General features: G+C 50.0%; 21 protein-coding genes and 5 tRNA genes. 1 reads left to right on the forward strand and 25 read right to left on the reverse strand.

Features of this window, described 5'->3' with window-relative positions:
* Positions 1-8: 8 nt before the first annotated feature.
* From rplK to pyrF, 11 genes are all read right to left on the reverse strand, one after another.
* Positions 9-431, reverse strand: a complete 423-nt coding sequence (rplK, locus tag ACZ5ZV_RS16005; protein WP_464118173.1) for a 50S ribosomal protein L11 — start codon at positions 429-431, stop codon at positions 9-11.
* A 62-nt stretch (positions 432-493) separates the two neighbouring features.
* Positions 494-1,027, reverse strand: coding sequence for a transcription termination/antitermination protein NusG (gene nusG / locus ACZ5ZV_RS16010; protein WP_464118174.1), 534 nt, complete (start codon positions 1,025-1,027; stop codon positions 494-496).
* A 10-nt stretch (positions 1,028-1,037) separates the two neighbouring features.
* A complete protein-coding gene (secE, locus tag ACZ5ZV_RS16015; RefSeq protein WP_464118175.1) occupies positions 1,038-1,415 on the reverse strand; it encodes a preprotein translocase subunit SecE in 378 nt (125 codons plus the stop codon).
* A 32-nt stretch (positions 1,416-1,447) separates the two neighbouring features.
* A tRNA-Trp gene (locus ACZ5ZV_RS16020) sits at positions 1,448-1,523 on the reverse strand.
* 198 nt (positions 1,524-1,721) lie between these two features.
* Complete coding sequence (tuf, locus tag ACZ5ZV_RS16025) at positions 1,722-2,912, reverse strand: elongation factor Tu (protein WP_464118176.1); 1,191 nt, start codon at positions 2,910-2,912, stop codon at positions 1,722-1,724.
* A 65-nt stretch (positions 2,913-2,977) separates the two neighbouring features.
* Positions 2,978-3,052, reverse strand: a tRNA-Thr gene (locus tag ACZ5ZV_RS16030).
* A gap of 15 nt (positions 3,053-3,067) precedes the next feature.
* Positions 3,068-3,144: transfer RNA gene (locus ACZ5ZV_RS16035), tRNA-Gly, on the reverse strand.
* 65 nt (positions 3,145-3,209) lie between these two features.
* A tRNA-Tyr gene (locus ACZ5ZV_RS16040) sits at positions 3,210-3,295 on the reverse strand.
* 27 nt (positions 3,296-3,322) lie between these two features.
* Positions 3,323-3,398: transfer RNA gene (locus ACZ5ZV_RS16045), tRNA-Thr, on the reverse strand.
* Positions 3,399-3,465: 67 nt separating this feature from the next.
* A complete protein-coding gene (locus ACZ5ZV_RS16050) occupies positions 3,466-4,341 on the reverse strand; it encodes a TrmH family RNA methyltransferase (RefSeq protein WP_464118177.1) in 876 nt (291 codons plus the stop codon).
* Positions 4,328-5,047, reverse strand: coding sequence for an orotidine-5'-phosphate decarboxylase (gene pyrF / locus ACZ5ZV_RS16055; RefSeq protein ID WP_464118178.1), 720 nt, complete (start codon positions 5,045-5,047; stop codon positions 4,328-4,330). Before pyrF ends, ACZ5ZV_RS16050 begins: the two co-directional genes overlap by 14 nt.
* Before the next feature lie 140 nt (positions 5,048-5,187).
* Here pyrF and ACZ5ZV_RS16060 point away from each other — a divergent pair, with 140 nt between their 5' ends.
* Positions 5,188-5,427 (forward strand): hypothetical protein, encoded by a 240-nt coding sequence (locus ACZ5ZV_RS16060; protein ID WP_347359624.1) that lies wholly within the window; start codon positions 5,188-5,190, stop codon positions 5,425-5,427.
* Positions 5,428-5,517: 90 nt separating this feature from the next.
* Here ACZ5ZV_RS16060 and ACZ5ZV_RS16065 read toward each other — a convergent pair whose 3' ends face one another.
* The 14 genes from ACZ5ZV_RS16065 to purF all read right to left on the reverse strand — a co-directional run bounded on the left by ACZ5ZV_RS16065 (position 5,518) and on the right by purF (position 21,177).
* On the reverse strand, positions 5,518-5,955 hold the full coding sequence (locus ACZ5ZV_RS16065) for a HAMP domain-containing protein (protein ID WP_464118179.1): 438 nt from the start codon (positions 5,953-5,955) through the stop codon (positions 5,518-5,520).
* A 107-nt stretch (positions 5,956-6,062) separates the two neighbouring features.
* A complete protein-coding gene (locus ACZ5ZV_RS16070; protein WP_464118180.1) occupies positions 6,063-6,908 on the reverse strand; it encodes an alpha/beta fold hydrolase in 846 nt (281 codons plus the stop codon).
* A gap of 190 nt (positions 6,909-7,098) precedes the next feature.
* On the reverse strand, positions 7,099-7,929 hold the full coding sequence (locus ACZ5ZV_RS16075; RefSeq protein WP_464118181.1) for a hypothetical protein: 831 nt from the start codon (positions 7,927-7,929) through the stop codon (positions 7,099-7,101).
* A 43-nt stretch (positions 7,930-7,972) separates the two neighbouring features.
* A complete protein-coding gene (locus ACZ5ZV_RS16080) occupies positions 7,973-8,113 on the reverse strand; it encodes a hypothetical protein (protein WP_464118182.1) in 141 nt (46 codons plus the stop codon).
* 141 nt (positions 8,114-8,254) lie between these two features.
* Positions 8,255-9,532, reverse strand: a complete 1,278-nt coding sequence (locus ACZ5ZV_RS16085) for an ISL3 family transposase (RefSeq protein ID WP_464118183.1) — start codon at positions 9,530-9,532, stop codon at positions 8,255-8,257.
* A 272-nt stretch (positions 9,533-9,804) separates the two neighbouring features.
* Entirely contained in the window at positions 9,805-10,785 is a 981-nt protein-coding gene (gene purM / locus ACZ5ZV_RS16090) for a phosphoribosylformylglycinamidine cyclo-ligase (protein ID WP_464118184.1), read from the reverse strand.
* A gap of 89 nt (positions 10,786-10,874) precedes the next feature.
* Positions 10,875-12,398 (reverse strand): bifunctional phosphoribosylaminoimidazolecarboxamide formyltransferase/IMP cyclohydrolase, encoded by a 1,524-nt coding sequence (purH, locus tag ACZ5ZV_RS16095; protein ID WP_464118185.1) that lies wholly within the window; start codon positions 12,396-12,398, stop codon positions 10,875-10,877.
* Positions 12,395-13,129, reverse strand: coding sequence for a phosphoribosylformylglycinamidine synthase subunit PurQ (locus tag ACZ5ZV_RS16100; protein WP_464118186.1), 735 nt, complete (start codon positions 13,127-13,129; stop codon positions 12,395-12,397). Before ACZ5ZV_RS16100 ends, purH begins: the two co-directional genes overlap by 4 nt.
* Positions 13,113-16,148: a phosphoribosylformylglycinamidine synthase subunit PurL gene (locus tag ACZ5ZV_RS16105; RefSeq protein WP_464118187.1), complete on the reverse strand. Its 3,036-nt coding sequence runs from the start codon at positions 16,146-16,148 to the stop codon at positions 13,113-13,115. The genes ACZ5ZV_RS16100 and ACZ5ZV_RS16105 overlap by 17 nt, the downstream gene beginning before the upstream one ends.
* 2 nt (positions 16,149-16,150) lie before the next feature.
* Entirely contained in the window at positions 16,151-16,765 is a 615-nt protein-coding gene (gene purN / locus ACZ5ZV_RS16110; RefSeq protein WP_464118189.1) for a phosphoribosylglycinamide formyltransferase, read from the reverse strand.
* Entirely contained in the window at positions 16,762-18,000 is a 1,239-nt protein-coding gene (gene purD / locus ACZ5ZV_RS16115; protein ID WP_464118190.1) for a phosphoribosylamine--glycine ligase, read from the reverse strand. The genes purN and purD overlap by 4 nt, the downstream gene beginning before the upstream one ends.
* Entirely contained in the window at positions 17,997-19,031 is a 1,035-nt protein-coding gene (locus ACZ5ZV_RS16120; protein ID WP_464118191.1) for a phosphoribosylaminoimidazolesuccinocarboxamide synthase, read from the reverse strand. The genes purD and ACZ5ZV_RS16120 overlap by 4 nt, the downstream gene beginning before the upstream one ends.
* The gene (locus ACZ5ZV_RS16125) at positions 19,028-19,741 is read right to left on the reverse strand and encodes an AIR carboxylase family protein (protein WP_464118192.1); all 714 of its coding nucleotides are present in this window, start codon (positions 19,739-19,741) and stop codon (positions 19,028-19,030) included. The genes ACZ5ZV_RS16120 and ACZ5ZV_RS16125 overlap by 4 nt, the downstream gene beginning before the upstream one ends.
* Positions 19,738-21,177, reverse strand: coding sequence for an amidophosphoribosyltransferase (gene purF, locus ACZ5ZV_RS16130; protein ID WP_464118193.1), 1,440 nt, complete (start codon positions 21,175-21,177; stop codon positions 19,738-19,740). Before purF ends, ACZ5ZV_RS16125 begins: the two co-directional genes overlap by 4 nt.
* Positions 21,178-21,400: the final 223 nt, after the last annotated feature.

Here is a 21,400-nt window from a genome sequence, read left to right on the forward strand (position 1 = left end):
TACCACCCTTAACCGATGTCGATGCCCATGCTCTTAGCTGTACCAGCAACTTGTGACATTGCGGATTCAACTTTCAAGCAGTTCAAGTCAGGCAACTTCGTTGTAGCGATTTGCTTGATTTGATCGTTATTGATTTTGCCAACTTTGTCTTTTTGAGGCTGCTTGGAACCAGATTCCAATTTCAACGCCTTTTTGATCAAAGAAGACACCGGTGGTGTTTTTGTGATGAAAGTAAACGATCTGTCTTGGTAAACAGTGATGATGATAGGGATGATGCTATCACCCAACGCTTGTGTACGAGCGTTGAACTGCTTACAGAATTCCATGATGTTTACCCCGTGCTGTCCAAGTGCCGGTCCAACGGGAGGAGCTGGATTAGCTTTCCCTGCCGGTATTTGCAGCTTGATCATTCCTGTAACTTTTTTTGCCATGACCCACTCCTGCAAGAGGTTGTGTTAATTAATATCCAAAAGCCGCCCCATGCGGCATCTGGTTATGGTTTTTCTACTTGAATGTAGTCCAACTCAACTGGAGTCGGACGACCGAAGATGCTCACAAGAACCTTAAGCTTCGCTTTGTCCTCGTTCACTTCTTCTACAGTTCCCTGGAAGTTGGAGAATGGACCGTCGATAACAGTCACGTTCTCACCAACAGAGAACTTCACTTTTGGTCTTGGTTTTTCAGCAACGCCAGCCATCTGCTGAGTTACACGAAGAACCTCTGCCTCCGGAACTTCCGGAGGACGGGTTTTAGTACCGCCCACGAAGCCCGTGACTTTAGACGAATTACGTACCAAATGCCAAGTCTCATCATTCAAAAACATCTGAACGAAGATATAACCTGGGAAAAATTTACGTGATTTAGTCTGTTTTTGACCTTTTACAAGCTCCACTACGCTTTCCGCAGGGATCAGGATATCGCCAAAGAACTCTTCCATTTTGGAAGACTTGATTTTCTCTTCAATGGCCTTCTTAGCTGTATTTTCACAGCTCGTCTGAACGTTAACGATGTACCATTTCTTTTCCATGGTTCCGTCCTTACTTCATGAGATAGTTGATAAAGAAGCCAGAGATCAAGTCGAAGGAACTGATGATAACACTGGAAATAAGAACCATCACCACACACGCAATCGTCATTGCTGTTGTGTCTTTGCGTGAAGGCCATACGATTTTACGGATTTCAGAAACAACTTCTTCACCCCAAGCATGAACGCGTGGGTTGAATTGCAGGGCCGCAAAAAGCGCGAAACCTGCCAACACCGGCAAACCGTGGCGAACCATATCGGAGTCAGCCGCACGAGCAACAACACCGAAAGCACCAGCGAAAGCCTTAATAAGAAGAGACACAGTCAAACCGACCAAGATACCTGCAAGTGCAAAGCTGATAGTCAAAATCTTAGAGTTCGCCTTTTCCATTGTTCCTCATCCTAAAGTTATGGAGTCAAAATTGGCAGGGGCGGAGGGATTCGAACCCACGACCTAACGATTTGGAGTCGTTCGCTCTACCGCTGGAGCTACACCCCTACTGATCTTATTGATGACAAGCGACCGCGCCGGATCGTTTCTCATCAATAATCTCCCCTGCGATACTGTTTTTGAGGGAGATTTTAGGACCAGTAAAAGCCATTTTGACTTACATTTTACTACTGCCAAGAAACACCGAGGGGGACTCTTTTGTCAAGAAGTCCCCCGGGTGATTATTACTTAGCTTACGCTGCGTTATTACTCAAGGATTTCAGTAACAACACCAGCTCCAACTGTACGACCGCCTTCACGGATCGCGAAGCGAAGCTCTTTTTCCATAGCGATAGGAGCGATAAGTTCAACAGAAACTTCGATCTTATCACCAGGCATAACCATCTCAGTACCAGCTTTCAAAGTACAAACGCCAGTAACGTCTGTAGTACGGAAGTAGAACTGTGGACGGTAACCGTTGAAGAATGGAGTGTGACGTCCGCCTTCTTCTTTAGTCAGGATGTACGCTTCAGCTTTGAATTTCTTGTGTGGCTTAACAGTGCCTGGCTTAACAAGAACTTGACCGCGCTCAACGTCTTCTTTTTTAGTACCACGAAGAAGAACACCGCAGTTGTCCCCTGCTTGACCTTCGTCAAGAAGTTTACGGAACATCTCGATACCAGTAACAGTAGTTTTTTGAGTTGGACGGATACCAACGATTTCTACCTCGTCACCAACTTTAACGATACCACGCTCTACACGGCCAGTAACAACTGTACCACGACCAGAGATAGAGAACACGTCCTCTACTGGCATCAAGAAAGTTTTGTCTACTGCGCGAACTGGCTCTGGAATGTAAGCGTCACAAGCTTCCATCAATTTCATGATAGCTGGACGGCCGATTTCAGATTGATCGCCCTCAAGAGCTTTCAATGCAGAACCTTTTACTACTGGGATGTCATCGCCAGGGAATTCGTATTTAGACAGAAGTTCACGAACTTCAAGCTCAACAAGCTCAAGAAGTTCTTTATCGTCAACCATGTCAACTTTGTTCATGAATACAACTAGAGCAGGAACACCTACTTGACGTGCAAGAAGGATGTGCTCACGAGTTTGTGGCATTGGACCGTCAGCAGAAGAAACTACCAAGATAGCTCCGTCCATTTGAGCAGCACCAGTGATCATGTTTTTTACGTAGTCGGCGTGGCCCGGGCAGTCAACGTGAGCGTAGTGACGGTTGTCAGTTTCGTACTCAACGTGAGTAGTAGAGATCGTGATACCACGAGCTTTTTCTTCTGGAGACTTATCGATTTGATCGTAAGCCATCGCTTGCGCTTTACCAGCTGCTGCAAGAGTAGTAGTGATAGCAGCAGTCAAAGTTGTTTTACCATGGTCAACGTGACCGATTGTGCCGATATTTACGTGCGGCTTCGTGCGTGTAAATTTCTCTTTAGACATTATTCCTCCTGCAGAGATTTTTTTATTTTATCTAAAACCAAAAAATAAATTAAAAGCCAAATAAGTGGAGCCCATGATCGGAGCCGAACCGACGACCTCACCCTTACCAAGGGTGTGCTCTACCACTGAGCTACATGGGCATGTGTCCTGAAATTTGGAGCGGGAAACGGGTCTCGAACCCGCAACCCTCTGCTTGGAAGGCAGATACTCTAGCCAATTGAGCTATTCCCGCCCTATCAGAACGCCCGAAGAGGACTTCTCCCCTTCTTCAAACTTTTCCGGGAAAACATTCAAAAATGGTGGGCAGGGAAGGATTCGAACCTTCGTAGACATAAGCCAACGGATTTACAGTCCGTCCCCTTTAGCCACTCGGGCACCTACCCACTTGTGAATGCTTACCCAGAAAAATTTGGAGCTGGTTATGGGACTCGAACCCGCAACCTGCTGATTACAAATCAGCTGCTCTACCAATTGAGCTAAACCAGCCTTACTGAGATAACCGACATGTTTTACGGAGAAAAACAGTGTCCGTCAAAGATAATTATTCGCCAGATTACGATTTTTTTCGATTTCCGCGCGCCGCGTGCTGCCTTAAGGTCTCCGTTAACGCCATCGCTGTTGCCACCGATGCGTTATAACTCGCCGAAGAGCTAGCTTGCGGGATGACGACCAATTCATCACAAAGTCGCTCCGTTGTCACTCTCATTCCTTTATCTTCGGATCCAATGGCCCAAACAACCTTGTCTGGCAGGTCCAAATCAAAGATAGAACGCTTTCCACGAGGGCTTAATCCATAGATCCAATAACCCTGTTTCTTTAGTTCTTCCGCATAGTTAGCGAAGTTAGTTGTCTCCTCGACCGGAACGTGCTCGACCCCGCCGCAGGCCACTTTATGCACCGTGGGAGTCAAACCCACCGCACGGTCTTCAGGAATCAGCACACCCTGCGCCCCGACCAACCACGAAGTTCTGAGAATAGCTCCTAAATTGTGCGGATCTTCAATTCCGTCCAGAATAAGCATGATGGATTTATCCAGACTTTCTAGACTTGCCAGATCAAGTTCCGGGGCGCCATCAACAAAAATAGCCGCACCCTGCTGGGACGGGCCGAATTTTTCCAGAACCTGTTCGGATTTCACATCGACTTTTATTCGCAGCTTTTGAGCACGATCGTTCATGTCGCGCAGATCGCCCGAATTTTCCCACCCCTGACGAAGCCAGAAGCCCTTCACCTGCGATGGGCGCACACTGAGAACCTCATTGATCGCATGTGTGCCGATCACCACACGCCATTCGCGAGGAATATAGTCCGCACGAGGCTGAGAATGCTGCTGTTGCGGAGAGTGAGGACGACCGCCTCCACCGCGCCCGTGCGGAGGACGTTGAGAGGAGGAGTTTCTGCCAGAGGGACGAGAGTTATTTTTCTTCATATACAGCCATTACAAAATCAGTTGCAGCTTCCTTCACATTGGAAGCTTCCAGAATAGGACGACCCACCACCAAAGCGGAAGCTCCTTTACGAAGCGCCTCTTTCGGCCCCATGATTCGTTTTTGATCGCCAGAATCCTGCATACTAAAGCGAATTCCCGGGGTGACAAGGTAAAGATCACGGTTTTGTAAAAGGTCTAATTCATGCGGAGAACAAACCACGCTGGAAAGCCCCGCATCCTGCACCAAAGACACAAGGTCTGTCACGTGCTGAGCAATGGGTTGATCCTTCATATTTGCCGGCACAGAGCTTTGATCCCATGAGGTCAGAATCGTCACCGCCAGAATCTTAAAAGGCCTGCGCTGGTTGAGTTCTTTTTCAACAGCGGCCATGCGCTGCAAAGCCTCTTTGCCACTGAGAGCATGCACCGTCACCAAGGAAGCCCCGGCTTCAAAGCTGGCGCGAACCGCTGCCTCCATGGTGGAGGGAATATCGAAGTGTTTGTTATCCAGAAAAATCGGACCGCGCTCGGCCATCTCTTTTACAAACTCCATCCCATAGCGCAGACACAGGCGTGGCCCCAACTTAAAGCCCCCCACAATTTCCGACAGATCATCGGCGATTTTCAGCGCCTGATCACGGGTGTCCACATCCAAAGCCAAAATAATCGGATTTTTCATAGGGTGCGCGCGTAAGTTTTTTCTCATGGAGTCTCCTGGAATACCTTCAGGGGTCCTTTGGATTCTATGTAAAAATTATGCCGAGGGCATCAAAGATTGTCTTTCACAGCCCGCGTTAGTAGGTTGTGCCCGTTAACAGGATTTAAATAACCTCAAAAGGAGAATACATGAAAGCTCTTCTTATCGCCTTGGCATTCGTTTGCGCGGCTTCTTCCTCTCACGCGGCCCTATCCTGCGGTCAGCTTGTTTCTTACAAAACAAAACTGGCTAACGAATTGAACTGGATCAGAGAAAAAATGAGACAGACAAGAAACTCTGACAAACTTGAGCTTTACATGGACCAATACGAAGAGCTTTATGCTCGCTACCAGAACGTGGACAAAGCCATCAAAAGCGACTGCCAGTAGTCAGATCGAAAAAGGCCACTTCATCAGTGGCCTTTTTTTTTAGGTTTTTATCCTATACGCCAGAAAACCGATCCGCTTCCGGCCCCGCCGTCACTTCGTTTTTTTCTGCAGAATCACGTTAATGTCCTGAGCCAGATCCTGAAAGTAATCGTTTTCGCGCAGATGAATTTCAACGGAATCCAGATTTTCTTCCGCCATTCTTTTGACAGTGCGCTTGATATTAAACAGCGGCCCCACAATCCGGCGGGTCATGCGGTTAAAGTACCAGAACCCTACCACCAGCCCCAACAGCACGGGGATCAACTGATACACCAGGAAAACTGTTTTATAGCGGCCGATGAACTCTGACACCGACATCAGGGAAAACGCTCCGGAGCCAGCCAGCTCCTGGATTTTTCCTATAAAAAGGTAGGCGGCAAAAATCTGCCCCAAAAAGAGGACGGCCACAAACAGGCTGACGTGCATGACCACATCAAATTGCACTTCGCGATTTACTATCAGCTTGCGACGAGGACGGAATGTTTTCATATCATACCATTATATCTGATGAAGGCGGGCTTTCAGAAGCCATTCCCCGTCAGCCCACCCGGAACGTTTCTGTTTGAGAAACGACCAAAAGTTCATCACCACAGATCTTACTTATTCCAGATAAAGCGCGCGACAGCGTCACGGTCAAAGACACAATGCCCGCCCTGCACCGGCAACCAACTGGCGATCACCCCCTGGGTCTTGGCGGCTTTCACAAACTCAGCCGATCCCTCTTGGAAGCCGAACTCATCCTTCATCCCGGTAGAGACCAGATAAACCTGCTTAATAGCCGGATCGAACGTCTTGATCAGCTGCAAAGGGTCGTGACGTTGCCAATCTTCTGGCGTCTTAAAGAATTCACGCGAAATATCCAGCATCAAGTTGACGCGCGAACGTAAAGCCTTGGTTCGGGCAATATAACGGTCAATCGCTTCGGGCGGATCAAAGGGACCGACGGTGGTGATCGCCGGACACATCAGCACCACCTTCAGGAAAGTCCCCGGCATCTGCAATGAGGCCTGAATGGAGTTAAAGCCGCCCATGGACTGCCCTAACAGCAAACGGCGACCCTTACCAAGGCCCCCAATCTGGTTTTCCAGAAAAGGCATCATTTCATCGCGAAACGCGGAAACCAGAGGAAACTCTTCGTTGTTCACAAGCAGCCAGATCTCACCAAAAGAGACTGTGATAATCGTGGGCTTATACCCCTGAGAGCTCCACTTATTTTCAATCCACTGCGTACCCTGAGTCTGGGTAAACCAGGTTCGGGCATTTCCGCCCAAACCATGGAAGAAATAGACAACGTCCTGAGTCTTCGTGCGATCCGCCGTTTGAATGCAATAGTCGTAAGTATAACCCGCAGAGATTTCCTTGGTCCCGCATGTCTGAGCAGCCTGCCCTTGGACTGAAACCAATGCGAAAGATAGTATTAAGAACCAGATGGCCTTTCTCATGTCTCACCTCCACCCCACTAAGCGTTGCTGAAATGAGGGCAAAAGGCAATCTTCCGATCAGCTTTTCACCAGCTTCCGTGGGTGCTAACACCGGACTTTGGAAATGAAACTGGCAGAGCCGCAATAGAAAAATAAAAAGACCGCCTTTAGGGCGGTCTTTAATAAGAAACCAAAATGGTCCTGAAAGTTTTTAGAACAAATTGATGTTCGCTGAAAGAGCCACGTTAGTTCTGTCCGCTCGGATGTCCTTCGGAGTGAACTGAACGTTCGGATACAAGTAGATATCGCGAGTAATTGAAATACCAGTCCCAACGGATTGGTAAGGTTCGATTTGAACATTGTCGTTCTCGCCTTGATAACGAGTGAACTGGAAGTAACCAAACACTGTACGGAAAGAATAGCGGTCATTGAAAGAGTACTGAAGGAACGGATACAAACCGAAGCCCAGCTCAGAACGCTTATAAAGACCCAAATCCATTCTTTTCAAAAGTTTTGCATCCGTGACATCACCGCCATAGAGGGTTTTGCTGATCGTCAGACTTGTACCTCCATTCCATCCGGACTTGCCAAAGTTCGCCAGGAAAGTCTGACTGAAGCTGGCAGCACCGAAGACTTTTTCGATGTTAACAGAGTCGCTGTCGGTCGCATGGGAATACTGCATGCTGGAGATCATCTGAGTGTCGAAAGCGCGGTAACCACGGCTCCAGCTCAGGTACGGAGTGGAGACTTGGTAACGAGCCAAGGATCCATCGCGGCCTTTGCGCTCATCCTGGGCAGGTTTTGTGATGTCACCGTGAAGAGGATCGATGATCGTGATACCTGTACCGAAGCTGAAATTGTCACGTTCACCCGCACGGTAATTGATACCCACATCCCCGGACAAGGAAGTCATCGCTTCCATAGTCGCAGAAGCGCGATAGTTGGGGCGCACACTGTTCAAAGGCTCCTGAATAGAACCACCAGAGTATGCCAAGCTGGATTTGAAAGACCATTTTGATTTGGAACCCAATTGAGCTCTCATACGGGCATCCGTGATTTCGCTGTCGATGTCTTTGTTTTTCTCGTCAGCTTTTTTTCAGGTCTTCCATTTTAACAGTGCTGGAATTGGTATTCACACTTGTTGTGGAAGAGTTTTGCGCGAACGCTGCAGGGGCCATCAACAACCCTGTCGCAGCCAGTACCAGATATGCATTCTTATTCATCATGATAAACTCCATGGTTAATGAATAGGCCCCCAGCTATAGCCCACTCTAGGAATGTGAGTCCACCAATAAATCCAACCACGAAAAAATGGGCCCACTGATCATTCTTTTGACAGCCCAGGCGGTCTTTCTTCTTTTTGTGGGTTAAGCCGGTTGGTTATAAAGCCAACTTAATGCGTATTTAGAGTTCAAGTACCCGCACTTTTGCATGATTTTTAAAGCAAAGTAGCTCATGTCTTTGTAGCCATATGCCACCCATTTTAAGGTTTTTATAGCTCGATTTATGCCCTCCGACACCCCAGAAGTTAGACGATGAACAAAGTACGCCGTAAATTCGGGTCTATCTAGAAGGCTCCAAAAGTACTTAGCTAAATACTTTGCTCCAATCATTTCGCTCCACTCATAGCACAAAGTAAGTTCATTCATGGCATCATCTGGAGTTCCACAAATATCGAACATCCTGTGAAAGCGCTCTTTGATCATCTCAAGCTGCCCAACAATTCTATTTTCTCCCATGACCTTCATAATGAGCTCCCTATCATGCGTTGATCTGTTATTCGCTTTGGTGATGTAAAGGTATTTATACTTTCCGCTGAGATAGCCGTGGTCGGAGATCTTTTGTGTTTTAGTCCAGACCTCTCTTCGCTCTTGGTTCAGAGTCTCGTTGAAAGACTGAACTAAGTGAAAACGATCCCAAACAATATCTGCAGTTGGGCAGTACTGCCGGACACTCTCAGCATAGCCACGATGTTGATCGCAGGTGACGACTTTGATGCGTTGACAGGCCTCTGGGCCGATCATTTCAAAGAAGGTGTCCAGAGCTTCTTTGCGTCTGGAAGTACTGACCCAGATTACTTTGTGAGTTCGGTGATCAATTATCACAGTTAAAAACAGATCATCTCGACCTTCCCCCTCTTTGAGTTGGGCAGTACCGCGAGCGTAAACTTCGTCAACAGAGATATGAGTGACTTCGGGAATGGAGTATCCCTGCAGCAGCCTCTGTAAAATATGTTTGTCGACTTTATAGCAGGCCATTTTATCGACAGATTCAAGTTTTGAGACTTGTAAGACCGTTGTAACCTCAGAAAGGCGACTGATCCACCAAGCTAGTTCCATCGTGATATGTGGGCTTGTGGGGCAAAGAAAGTCAATCCACTCACTGCGAACTTTTTTACAGTTATGGCACTCTCGTTTTTCTCGAAAAAATCCTACAGAGACAGTCCACCCGAATGCTCTAAGATGTTTCGCAGAAACCCAGTATCGATCATGCATGGCCCCAAGTTCTTCTCCACAGACATTGCAAAGTCGTTTCCGCGAGGTTTCAGACTCTAAAATTAGCTCCATGTGTTGTCGGAAACGAAATTCTTTGATGTCTTTAACAGAAAATCCTTGAAAGGATCTGAAACAATGAGGAATGTACATCTGAAGCCTCGGCTCTTTGTGTTGTCGTATTGATATTGCGTAGTAACAAAATCAAAACAGACAAATGCACAGAAAGCAGGGGCTTTTTTATTTTAGCGCGTAGGCTGTGGGTAAGTGCCTTTAAAAAGGGATCTCCGGCAGGCAGGATGCCTGCGCCCGCCTACTGGCGGGCAAGAAGCCGGCTGAGCCTGGATGGCGTATCCCGTTTAAAGGGACTTATCCACAGCCGACCCACTTATTTTAGAAAGATCCCAGCCCAGGCCCCGCTGAAATCAGGCCCTAATCAGCCCATTTCCTCTTTGAACAGCACCTAAAACCCAGTATTTTTCATTCTGACCCTCGAGCCAGGATTGAACCTTTGCTGCCTCACTATTTTTGACCAAAAGCACCAAACCCACCCCCATATTGAATGTGCGATACAGCTCTTCGCGCGGAAGCTCCAGTCTGGGCAATATCTTCTGGAAAATGGGGGCTATTTCTTTCACCGAAGGCCAGCCGCTAAGATCGTAATCAAAGGCCTGGCTCATTCGCGGGATATTATGAACTCCACCGCCTGTGATATGTGAGGCTCCGCGCAGAGCCCCGCGGAATTCCTTGCGCAATGCAGTCACCAGCTTCACATAGATCCGGGTCGGCGTCAGAAGTTCCCGCATTAGCTCCGTTTCATCGTCTTGGACCAGTTTTCTTAGTAGCGAGTACCCATTGGAGTGAAAACCCGAAGAAGGCAGGGCCAGCAGGACATCGCCGTCCTCGATGTGGCTTTCGTCGTACATCTCTTCGGGGGTCATTTCGCCCACGCTGAATCCGGCCAGATCGTATTCGCCGACTTCATAGACCCCAGGCATTTCAGCAGTTTCGCCACCGATCAACGCCATGCCAGACTGACGGCAACCATCCACCATGCCCGCAATCAGTTCCTCGCTGACCCGGGTGTCCAGCCTTCCGAAGGCCATGTAATCCAAAAAAAACAGCGGTCTTGCGCCAACACAAAGAAGGTCATTCACGCACATCGCCACCACATCGATACCGATGCCATGGTGAAGATCGAGCTTCTGCGCCAGTTTCAGCTTCGTGCCCACACCGTCAGTGCAAGACGCCAGATATTTTTCCTGGTTCAGCTTATAGACGGCTGCAAAACCACCAATCCCCTGCACGACTTGATCATTAAAGGTCGTCGGAACCAGATTTTTAATACGCTCAACAAAGGCATCGGCCTTTGTGATATCAACTCCTGAGTCTTTATAATCAACCACAACTGCTCCCTCGTTTTAGAACCCTGTAACGTGGGTTTTCTCTCAAGGAGCAAAAAAGCCCGAGAAGAGAAAACCCACGGTACAGAGTTCTAATGCAGGAAATGGCGGCGCCCGGAAAAGACCATGGCCACGCCGTGACGATCGGCTTCGGCGATCACCTCGGTGTCTTTCACAGAGCCTCCCGGTTGAAGAATGTGCCTTACCCCCAAACGAGCCGCAGCCAACACAGAATCAGGGAAAGGGAAAAACGCATCCGACGCCAGCATCACCTCTGACAGATCTGAAATTCCCTTGTCCTTTAAGCGGGAAGTGATCAGCTTTTCAATGCAGTCCACACGGTTGGTCTGCCCAGACCCCATGGTTACAAGTTCAAACTCAGGCCCGTCTTGCCGACACAGGGCAATCGCGTTGCTTTTCAGATTCTTCACCGCCAGCATCGAAAAAGCCGCTAGTCTTTCTTTTTCCGGTGACAGCGGCTTCTGGGTCACGACCTTCATTTGCGACAAGCTCCACATGTCTGCGTCCTGTATCAGCAAGCCGCCTTCAATCGAGCGCACCTGGGGATGGGTCTGAGAACTCACAGAGATTTCCATCACCCGACAGCTTTTCTTAAGCTTTTCACAGGCGCTCTCATCAAAGGCGGGAGCCAGTATCACTTCGACAAACTTGTCAGTGAAAAATGAGGCTATCTCGTCGGTGACTTTCACATTTAAAGCAATGATCCCTCCGAATGAGCTTTTTTCGTCCCCCTGCCAGGCCTTTTCCAATGCTCGCAACGGGGTTTCGGCGATGGCCAGCCCGCAAGGCGTGTTATGTTTCACAACCACTGCCGTCGGCAAAGCCTTATCCCCCTGCCAAGACTGCACATCCTGCAAGGTCTTCAACGCAAAGTCCGCATCCAGATAGTTATTGTAAGACATCTCTTTCCCCTGCAATGACCTGGCATGGGCCAGACCCGCTTGGAACGGATCTTTCAACACAAGACCTTTTTGGTGGGGATTTTCCCCGTAGCGCAACACCTGCCCTGATTGTTCCGTCATATAACCCGCAATGGCCAAGTCATAAAAAGCCGTCATTGTATAAGCTTGCGCCGCACATCTTTGGCGGAACTCCAGTGTGGTGCTGCCTTGATGCTGGGTGAGCTCTGCGCAGAATTCCTGATACTGCGACGGTTGACTGAGCACTGTGACAGAGCGGAAGTTTTTAGCCCCGGCCCGCAGAAGCGTGGGCCCCCCAATGTCGATGTTTTCGATACACTCCTGAAAGGGGGCTTGCTTTTTCAATGTTTCATGAAAGGGATACAAGTTCACAACCACCAGATCCACCGGTTCAATGCCTAATTCAGCGGCCTGCTGAATATCGCGGCTGTCTTCACGACGGAAAAGCAATGCCGAGGCAATTTCAAAGCTGATGGTTTTCATCCGCCCCTGAAAGGCTTCCCCTTTGCCGCTGAGTTTTTCCACCGGAGTGACTTTGTAACCTGCATCGGTCAACACTTTAGCGGTTCCGCCACTGGCGATCAGCTCGATATGATGAGCGGCCAAAGTTTTCGCCAACTCCAACAAACCCGTTTTATCAGACACACTCAGCAAAGCTCTGTGAATGGATTTCATGAATGACTCCTTAGATATTGAACAGCACTTTTAAAAAATTCCAGACCGTAGGCCTTGCCCGGCACCGGCAGATGCCAGTCATGCAGTGCCGCTTCGGGATGCGGCATCAGTGCAAACACCAAACCGGAAGGATCGCAGATCCCGGCAATCTGAGCCTGGGCCCCGTTGACGTCTTCGGTGTAACGAAGAACTGCCTGATTATTATGAAGCAGGCGGTTTAACACAGCCTCATCCTGACACACGAAGCGGCCCTCGCCATGACGAATGGGTAAAGCAAAGCTGCCGGGAAGACTTCTGGTCCAAATGCAGGGGGACTTTTCATTTCGCTTTAGCTCGATCCAACGATTGATGAAATGACCCTGTTCATTTTTGACCAGCGCACAGCTGCGCTGAAAGTCGGCATCCGGCAGCAACCCCAGTTTGATCAGGGTTTGAAAGCCATTGCAGATGCCCATCACGGGTTTGGATTTTACAAATTTCTGCAGCTCGCTCTTCAGGCGAAGCTCCAGTTTTAATGCCAGCACCTGACCGCTGCCCAGATGGTCCCCGAAGGAAAACCCTCCGGGAATGACCAATGCCTGATAAGAGTCGAGCTGCCCAGGGGCTTCCAGCAAAACATTGATATGAACCTTGCAGGCTTCCGCTCCTGCCAGTTCGATGGCGCGTGCGGTTTCGTTTTCACAATTAATGCCATCGCCCCACAGAACCAAAAACTTAGGCTTGATAGACATTCAGAACTCCTTTGCTCCAGATATCGCGAAGATCGCTAAGACATTCCTCATGGCGCTGGCCTTGGAATTCCCAGCTCATAGCAGGCTTTTGTGTCACCACCCCTAAGGCCTGTGCCTCAGGGAAGTGCGCCTTGAATTGCTGATCGTTGTCGGGATGAACACTGATCACGAACAGCGAGCCGGCTTCGGACCAGAGCTGCTTCCAACTTAAAGAGTTTAACTGCAATTCCATTCCCAGATCGTTGCCAAAGCCCGCTTCGGCCAAAGCTGCCATCACACCTCCTTCGGAGATGTCATGACAGGACTCCAGAAGCTCCAGCTGATGTGCCTCAAAAATACGTTGATACAGGTTTTTATTGCGCACCAGATCCGGGTATTCGGGCTTGTCCTCGTCGACCAGGTATTCCTGTGCCAGGACCGAACCATACAGGCTTTCTGTGAGCTCTCCCAAAAGATAGATCTGATCGCCTTCATTTTGAAAGAACCCCGGAGCTGTTTTCTCTGCCTGGGGGACCTGAGCGATGGCTGTTACCAGCAAGGTCGGTGGAACTGAGATCTTCACTGTGTCGCCGCCCCTGGTTTTTCCGATGAAGTCGTTCTTCATGCTGTCCTTGCCGCTGACAAACGGAGCCCGGAAGGCCAGAGCCGCTTGATAAAGCCCCTCACAAGCCCGCACCAGTTGTCCCATTTTATGATGAGCATCCGGATTGTTGGATTTTTCCAATGGATCCGGCCAGCAGAAATTATCCACCAGGGCCATCCTGGAAGGATCTGCTCCGGTTGCGACCAGATTGCGAACAGCCTCATCCACCGCCTTTTGGGCCATCAAGTAAGTGTCATAATAGGAATACTGAGGGCACAGACCATTTGAAACTGCCACGGCATTATTGGCGTCCCCCCCGTGAACGGACAGATCCAGAACACCTGCGTTGTTGGCGCCTTGCTGCGTTTTACCCCCATAGGGTTTTACTCGTGTGGCACCCTGCACTTCATGATCATAGTGGCGAACAAGAGGTTCGCGAGAGGCGACGTTCGGAGAGGCCAGAACGACCTTCAAAACCTTGGCCAGATTTTCGGCATTGGCTGCCGGCAGCTCTTTTCTATCTGCGGCACGGAAGAACTCCCGATAGGCCTGTGGTCCGGTGAAGTGGGCTTTCAGCTTGAGTCGGCTTAGACCCTCATGCAGAAAGTGTAAATCCAAACACGCCAGCATGGTTTCACCGTGATGGACTTCAAAGACACCTGAATCCGAGAACTCACCCAAAACGAAGGCTTCAACACCCATCTTCTTTGCAAGCTCCATGAATTGAGGAACATTTAAAGGGTCCACAGCGTAGGACATGCGTTCCTGAGATTCGCTGATCAGCATCTCCCAGAACTCAAGTCCTTGGTACTTTACCGGATGGCAGCTAAGATCCAGGCGCGCACCGCCCGAGTACTGGGCCATTTCGCCAATCGAGGAACTCAACCCGCCGGCGCCATTGTCTGTAATCGCCTGAATCAGATTCTGATCCCGCGCCATCAGGGTAAAATCCAGAAGTCTTTTTTGTGTGATGCTATCCCCGATTTGCACCACATTGGAAGCCACCTGATCTTGCAGCGCCAAAGAACTGAAAGTGGCGCCGTGAACGCCATCTTTTCCCAGACGCCCCCCGGCCACCACAATACAATCCCCGGCGCGGATGTTTTTTTCTTCTGACCGGCGCCCCTGCACCGTCTTTGGCAAGATCCCCACCGAGCCGACAAAAATCAGCGGCTTTGCGGCAAACTCGCTGGCAAAACAAAAACTTCCGTTGATTGTGGAAATACCGCTTTGATTTCCGCCCTCTTCGACCCCCTGATGAACACCTCTGAAGATAAGGCTGGGATCTTTTAAAAGCTCAGGCCGTCGGGCCGAATCTTTGGGCGGAAAAAGATTTGGAGTCGACAGACAGAACACATCCATGTTCGCTATGGGTTTTGCGCCAAGGCCGCAGCCCAGGATATCACGATTCACTCCCAGAATTCCGGTCAGGGCTCCCCCAAAAGGATCCAGAGCAGACGGGCTGTTATGAGTCTCCACTTTGACGCAGACATTCAGTTGGGAATCAAAATCGACGATGCCTGCGTTGTCTTTGAAAACAGAGACCAGATAGCCACAATCTGAAAGATCCTTCGTGGCCTGTTGAATGTATGTTTTATATAAACTCATGACCTTCTTGTTGCCAAGGGATGGAAGTCCCTCGGCACTTTCGGAGTAATCCACTTCCGCGGCAAAGATCTTGTGCTTGCAGTGCTCGCTCCAGGTTTGCGCCAGACACTCCAGTTCAACCTCGGTGATCTTGCCGTCCCATCCCCACTTTTTGCGATTTTCAACGACTTCCGGCGAACTAAAGTGATTAAGAATGGTTTTGATTTCTTCTTCACTGAGTGCCAGTCCGCGCTCTTGGTTGATCCGTTCCAGTGTTTCCTGGTGAAGATCCAGCAACAAAAGTTCGGACTTGTGGGGGGCCGTCTTCCAGTAATCGGCAAACGACGCCCAGGTGTTTTTCTTTATCAACTCTTGCCCCGGAGCCACCGTCACTTTGTGTAACAAAGGGTTGGCCAATGTTTGAAACATCAGGTTTTCAATCTGTTCTTTGGAGACATCTCCGTGAACTTCAAGTTCCCATCCGCTATGTACTTCCCACGGGAAATCCTGCCACGAAGAAGTATTATGTTGCGAAGTCAGCAACATCAAAGCTTCCGTCGCCGAGCGGGCCAGATTGTCAGTCACCCCTGCCAGAAAACGGACTTCAACATAGATTCGGTCGTCTTGGAATTCGGGGAATCCCTGGTGCATCTGTTCAGTGATAGGGTCAAAAAAAACTTTGCCCAGCTTTTTTTCCAGATCCGGTTCGCTCTGGAAGTCCGTTTTGGGTAACACCCAGTACAGTTTCCGGAGTTTTAAATCATGAATCGGTCCGGCTTGAAGAAAGGCTTTTTTAAGAGCCTTTTCTGTGCTCAGATCAAAGCGGCTGTGAACAGATAGTCTTTGCATTTTTAAGTCTCCATAAAATAACAAGTCTTCTGATGTCCCTCGGCAATATCGGCCAGGAAAGCTCCATAGATTTGATGTTCAACCCGATGAAACTGGGCAGTCCACTCAGGCAATGTCTCTGGGCCCCGTAGAATCCTCTGCTGTCGTAAAATCGGCCCGGTGTCCATGCCGTCGTCCACTAAATGCAATGTCACGCCACTTTCAGATACTTGATCGGCGTAAGCTCGCGCTATCGAATCCAATCCCGGATAGGCTGGCAGCAGCGAGGGATGAATGTTCACGACTTGTGAAGCCCCCTGATGCCAGGACTGCAGGGTTTTTATAAAATAAGGGCTTAGCAAGCGCATATAACCAGCTAACAAGACCCAGTCTATGCGGTGCTCTTTCAGCAGCATTAGAATGGATTCTTCATGGGTGCGACGATCCGCAAACTTCATTCGCAGAAAGGCCGGAACTCCCAGATCTCGGGCTTTTTCAAGAACCGGGGCCTCTTCCTGATCAGAAAGAACAAAAATTATCTCTAGTTTGTCAGTTCCTAAATCCTGCGCCTTGCGAATCAGGGCTTGCGCGTTGCTGCCGGTTCCTGATGCCAGAATGGCAATTCGTGGCGGTCTCATAGTCCGATATCCTGTCGCAGGTACATACCCTCGAAGTTGATCCGTTCCATGTGTTCATAGACCTTGCTTCGCGCTTCACGCTTCGTCTGGGCCAAAGCCGTCACCCCCAGAACACGCCCCCCCACATTGACTAGCTCATTCTGGATGCGGCTGACTCCGGCAAAATACAGATCCACTTTCGGATCATCGACCGCCTGAACTTGAATGGGGCTTCCTAACTTCATCGGGGACGTTGGGTATCCTTCACTGGCCGCCACGACGTGGACCGACACTTCCGGAGAAAGCTCACAATCCTGGTTCTGCAGTTGATGGGTCACCGCTTTAACAATAAGTTCTGTCAGATCCGAGCGCAGTCGGGGCAAAAGAGCCTGCGTTTCCGGATCACCCAAACGCACGTTGTATTCCAGGACATAAAGTCCCTGGGCCGTCTTTATGAGACCCGCAAACAGGAATCCTTGATAGGGCATTTTTTTGCGATTGAGATGGGTCAAAGTTTTGGCAAAAATACCTCGAATCTCCTGATGATCCTGGGAAGTGATGAAGTCACAAGGACTGTACGCCCCCATGCCTCCAGTATTCGCACTAAAAGGATCCGAAGAAATTCTTTTGTAATCACAGGCCGTACCTAAGACGACAAAATCCTCCCCATCACATAAAGCGAAGGCCGACAGTTCAGGCCCCTGCAGGCATTCTTCCAGAAGCAGAGGGAAGCCAAAGTGCTCACCCAAAGTTCGGACCGCCTCCCGGGCCTTGTCTTTGCTTTCGCAAACCCAGACACCCTTTCCCTGAGCCAAGCCATCCGCTTTGATCACCAGAGGACTTGCGAAATCATGCGCCTCCACTGACTTCAAGGCCTCAGGCAAAGAATAACTGACCTGACAGGCCGCGGTCTTTACGCCGGCTTCTTTTAAAACGCCTTTGCAAAAAAGTTTAGAGGCCTCAAGCCTCGCCACCTCTGCAGAGGGAGCAAAACAGGAAATGCCGTGTGCTTCAAGACGGGGTTTAAGATCCGAAAGGATCATGATCTCTGGACCAATCACCACCAGGGGCACGCCATGACGGACACAGAAGCTTTCGATGTCTTCGGTACTTTCACAGGGGGCACATGAAACCCCCGCCTGTTGCATCCCTGAGTTGCCAGGGCAAACCCACAAATCGGTGATCATGGGGGATTTCAGCAGAGCCCGCGCCAAGGCGTGCTCCCGTCCCCCTTTTCCGACGACAACGACCTTCATGACAATGGCTCCATCTCTTGAACTTTCTTAAACCAGAAGCGCAAATTCACATCGGGCGCAAAGGGCGTCGGCCGTCGCAGAGCCACCGCCACCTCATTGGCCAGGGCTTGATACAGATAAGAGGCGACTTGAATCTGTGCGGCAGTCAGCGGCAGGGGGTGCTGTTTCAGTTCTTCGATGCAGATCTTTTTCCAATCCTGGGTCTTTCTTTCCTGTGCCAGGACCTTGGCCTTTTTAACCGCCTCACTCCAGGCGGATCCGGCATAGATCTGGCGCAGGAACTCTTTGGAAAGCGGCAGGTTTTCATAGGTCAGGCGTAACTCATCAGGTCCGATGGAATCCACCAGCATCAACTCGCGCTGCCCGTTCACGTCATTCCTGAACGCGTACTCCACTTTGCCGTCCCAGAGTTTCACACCGAAAGAGGCAAAGAGATCCTCCATCAGTTGACTTACCTGTTGCGTATGGGCCTTCAGACCGTGCAACTCTTCTTCTGACACCACATGCATGGCTTGGATTTCCGCTCTGGAAAGATAGCGATCTGTGCTTTCCAGTTTGGTGGAGAACTCTATCAAAGCCGGAGCAAAGCTGCTGTCACTGGTGGGGATGGGGTTCAATCCCAGATCCTGAGCATAGGCCGGATTCCTGGCCAGTCGGGCTTGCAGCGAATTCCCCATCCCCAAATGACGACGGAAGATCACCTCCAGGGGAACCAGACACTGCGTCGGACGATGGGCATAAGCACCGTAATCATAGCGGTCTTCTTTCCATTCGGGCCGCAGAACATCGACGGCTTGAACCTCAATGGAGTTTCGGTTTTTCTGCCCGAGGTAGTGGGAGGAAATTCCTTTTTCCGAAAGATAGTCAAAGAACATGCCGGCCATGACCGCCAAGGCCTCCCCTTTCAAGGGGATCTCGTCCGGCATTTCGCCCCAGTCAAAAATGGAATAGCGGTTGCTGTACTGAAAAATGATTTTGCCATCACCGCTTTTGTAAAGATCCTTCACTGAACCTTTATAGATTAGATTCATTTTGCCGCCCCCAACATCATGAGCTTCTTCCACTGCTCTACAAAGTTCGTCACATTGTTGGCCCCAACCCAGAATCCGCCGTGGCGAGCTTTGGCAAAGAAATCCAGCGCCAGATTTGAACTTGCCAGTTGTTCTTTTTCGCACAGGAACAGATTGAGTCCCTGTGTTCTGGGCAATTCCCAGGGGCTGACGATTTCACCAAGACAGTTTTTAGCATTGGCCGCAGTCCATTCCACGGGGAGTTGGGTTTGTGCCTGGATCTCGTCCAAAGCCTTTTGAATGGGCGAATAACTTTCAAGGCTGCGATTCCAGTGCAGGCAAATTCGGTCCCGGGGAACTTGATTCAGGTGTAGCAGATAATCACTTATGGTCCCGGCATTTTCCTCGGTCACAGCCATCACCGGGACTCCACGCGGCATCTGCACAATAGACAGGAACGAATCCAAACCGGCAAAGGCACCATTGACCGCCACTCCGAAAACAGGCTTCTCTGTCAAGGAAGCCACCACTCCGGGAAGATGGGCCGCAAGACCTGCACCCGCCACAAAAACGTCGGCTTTGCAGGTCGTGACGATCTCGTGGACCTTTTGTGGATCCCGATGGGCAGAAGCCACCTGCATTTTTACTTCACCACATTTTTCAAGAGAGCGGCACAGCGGACCGTACACACGCTCGTCATTTGCACTGCCAAAAAGAACCTGTATCTTCATAGTTCACCACCAAGGTTAAGGTTCCGCGTCCTCAAAAAGTTTTCGCTTGAGACCGGAACAGGATAATCTCCATCAAGGCAGGCACTACAAAGGCTGCTAAGCCCCAGGCCCTCCTGCAAACGATTCAAAGGAAGAAAGACCAGACCGTCCACTTCCAGAATCCGCGCCACCTCCGCCTCGCTGCGTTTGTGCGCCACCAAGGATTCCCCTTCCGGGAAATCAATTCCATAAAAACAAGGATGGCGGATCGGAGGGCATGTGCTGGCCAGATAGACTTTCTCCGCCCCCGCTTCACGCAGCAGACGCACAATACGATTGGACGTCGTGCCCCGCACGATACTGTCGTCCACGAGCAGAATCTTTTTACCTTTGATCTCACTTTGAACGGGCGAGAGTTTCAGATTCACCATCATCTTGCGAACTTCAGGTTCATTGACAATGAAGCTTCTTTGTACGTAGCGGTTTTTAATAAGAACCTCGCGGTAAGGCCTTTCCAGTACCTCCGCCAGACGACAGGCCGCTGCGCGGGATGTATCCGGCACCGGGGCCACCAGATCCACATCAATCCCTTGCTTTTGACATTCCTGCGCCAGAATTTCACCCAGTTTCAAACGAACTTCATACACCGGACGTCCGTGCCATTCGGTTTCAGAGCCGGCAAAATAGATCCATTCAAACATGCAGGGACGCGGCTTTTTTTCCGTCAAAACTGACGACTGAAAATTCAGATCTTTATCCACCAGCACCAATTCACCGGGGCGCAGATCACGCCAGTACTCAAACCCCAAACCAAAAAACACCTGCTTTTCAGAGGCAAAACAGTAACTGTATTTGTCCCCTTGCCGTTTTCGCCCGATCAGAAGAGGACGAATTCCATTCATATCGCAGAATGCGAAAAGTCCGTGATCTGCCAACATGCCAATGGCACTGTAGGCGCCTTGAACCTGTTGCAAAAGTTCCTTCACTGACGCGGACAAGTTGCCGGCAATGTCGGCAGACTCTTTGCGCGAAGCCAGTCCCACGGCCACCATATGCATAAGAATTTCCAGGTCGTTACGCGAGAATGTGCGACGTAGTTTTCGGTCCCGAAGATAATCCACGATCTCGTCGTAGTTGGTGACATTGCCGTTATGGATCATCCCGATTCCATAAGGGTAGCTGAGGAAGATGGGCTGCAGGTCCTCTTTGTCGACACTGCCGATGGTGGAATAGCGAGTGTGACCCAATGCCATGCTGCCTTTCAGGCGCTGACGGCGTTCGCTGGTAAAAACATCTTCCACCAGGCCAAGGCCTTTTTCCAGATGGAACTGGCAGCGCTCAAAGTCGTAACTTAAAATTCCGGCAGCATCCTGGCCGCGATGCTGAAGGGCGAATAACGCCGGATACAGCTTTTCCCCGGCCTGATCTTCTCCGATAAGACCTACGACTCCGCACATGGAAGCACTCCCTGAAAAAACAAAAACGGCGTCACTGGGACGCCGTTTTTATTGATATTAATATTTGATTTTTTTAGCTGACACTTCGGGTTTGCAGACACACAGCGGGTGCCGAATCGGGTTTTCTCTCCCGAGGGTGGGGCTCCCAGTGGCATCGAATGTTTGGTTAACATTTCAGGTGTCATGGCCATCAACGCTAGCGACCACGACAGAGTTCCGTCAA

The sequence above is a fragment of the Bdellovibrio sp. HAGR004 genome (assembly GCF_055397015.1).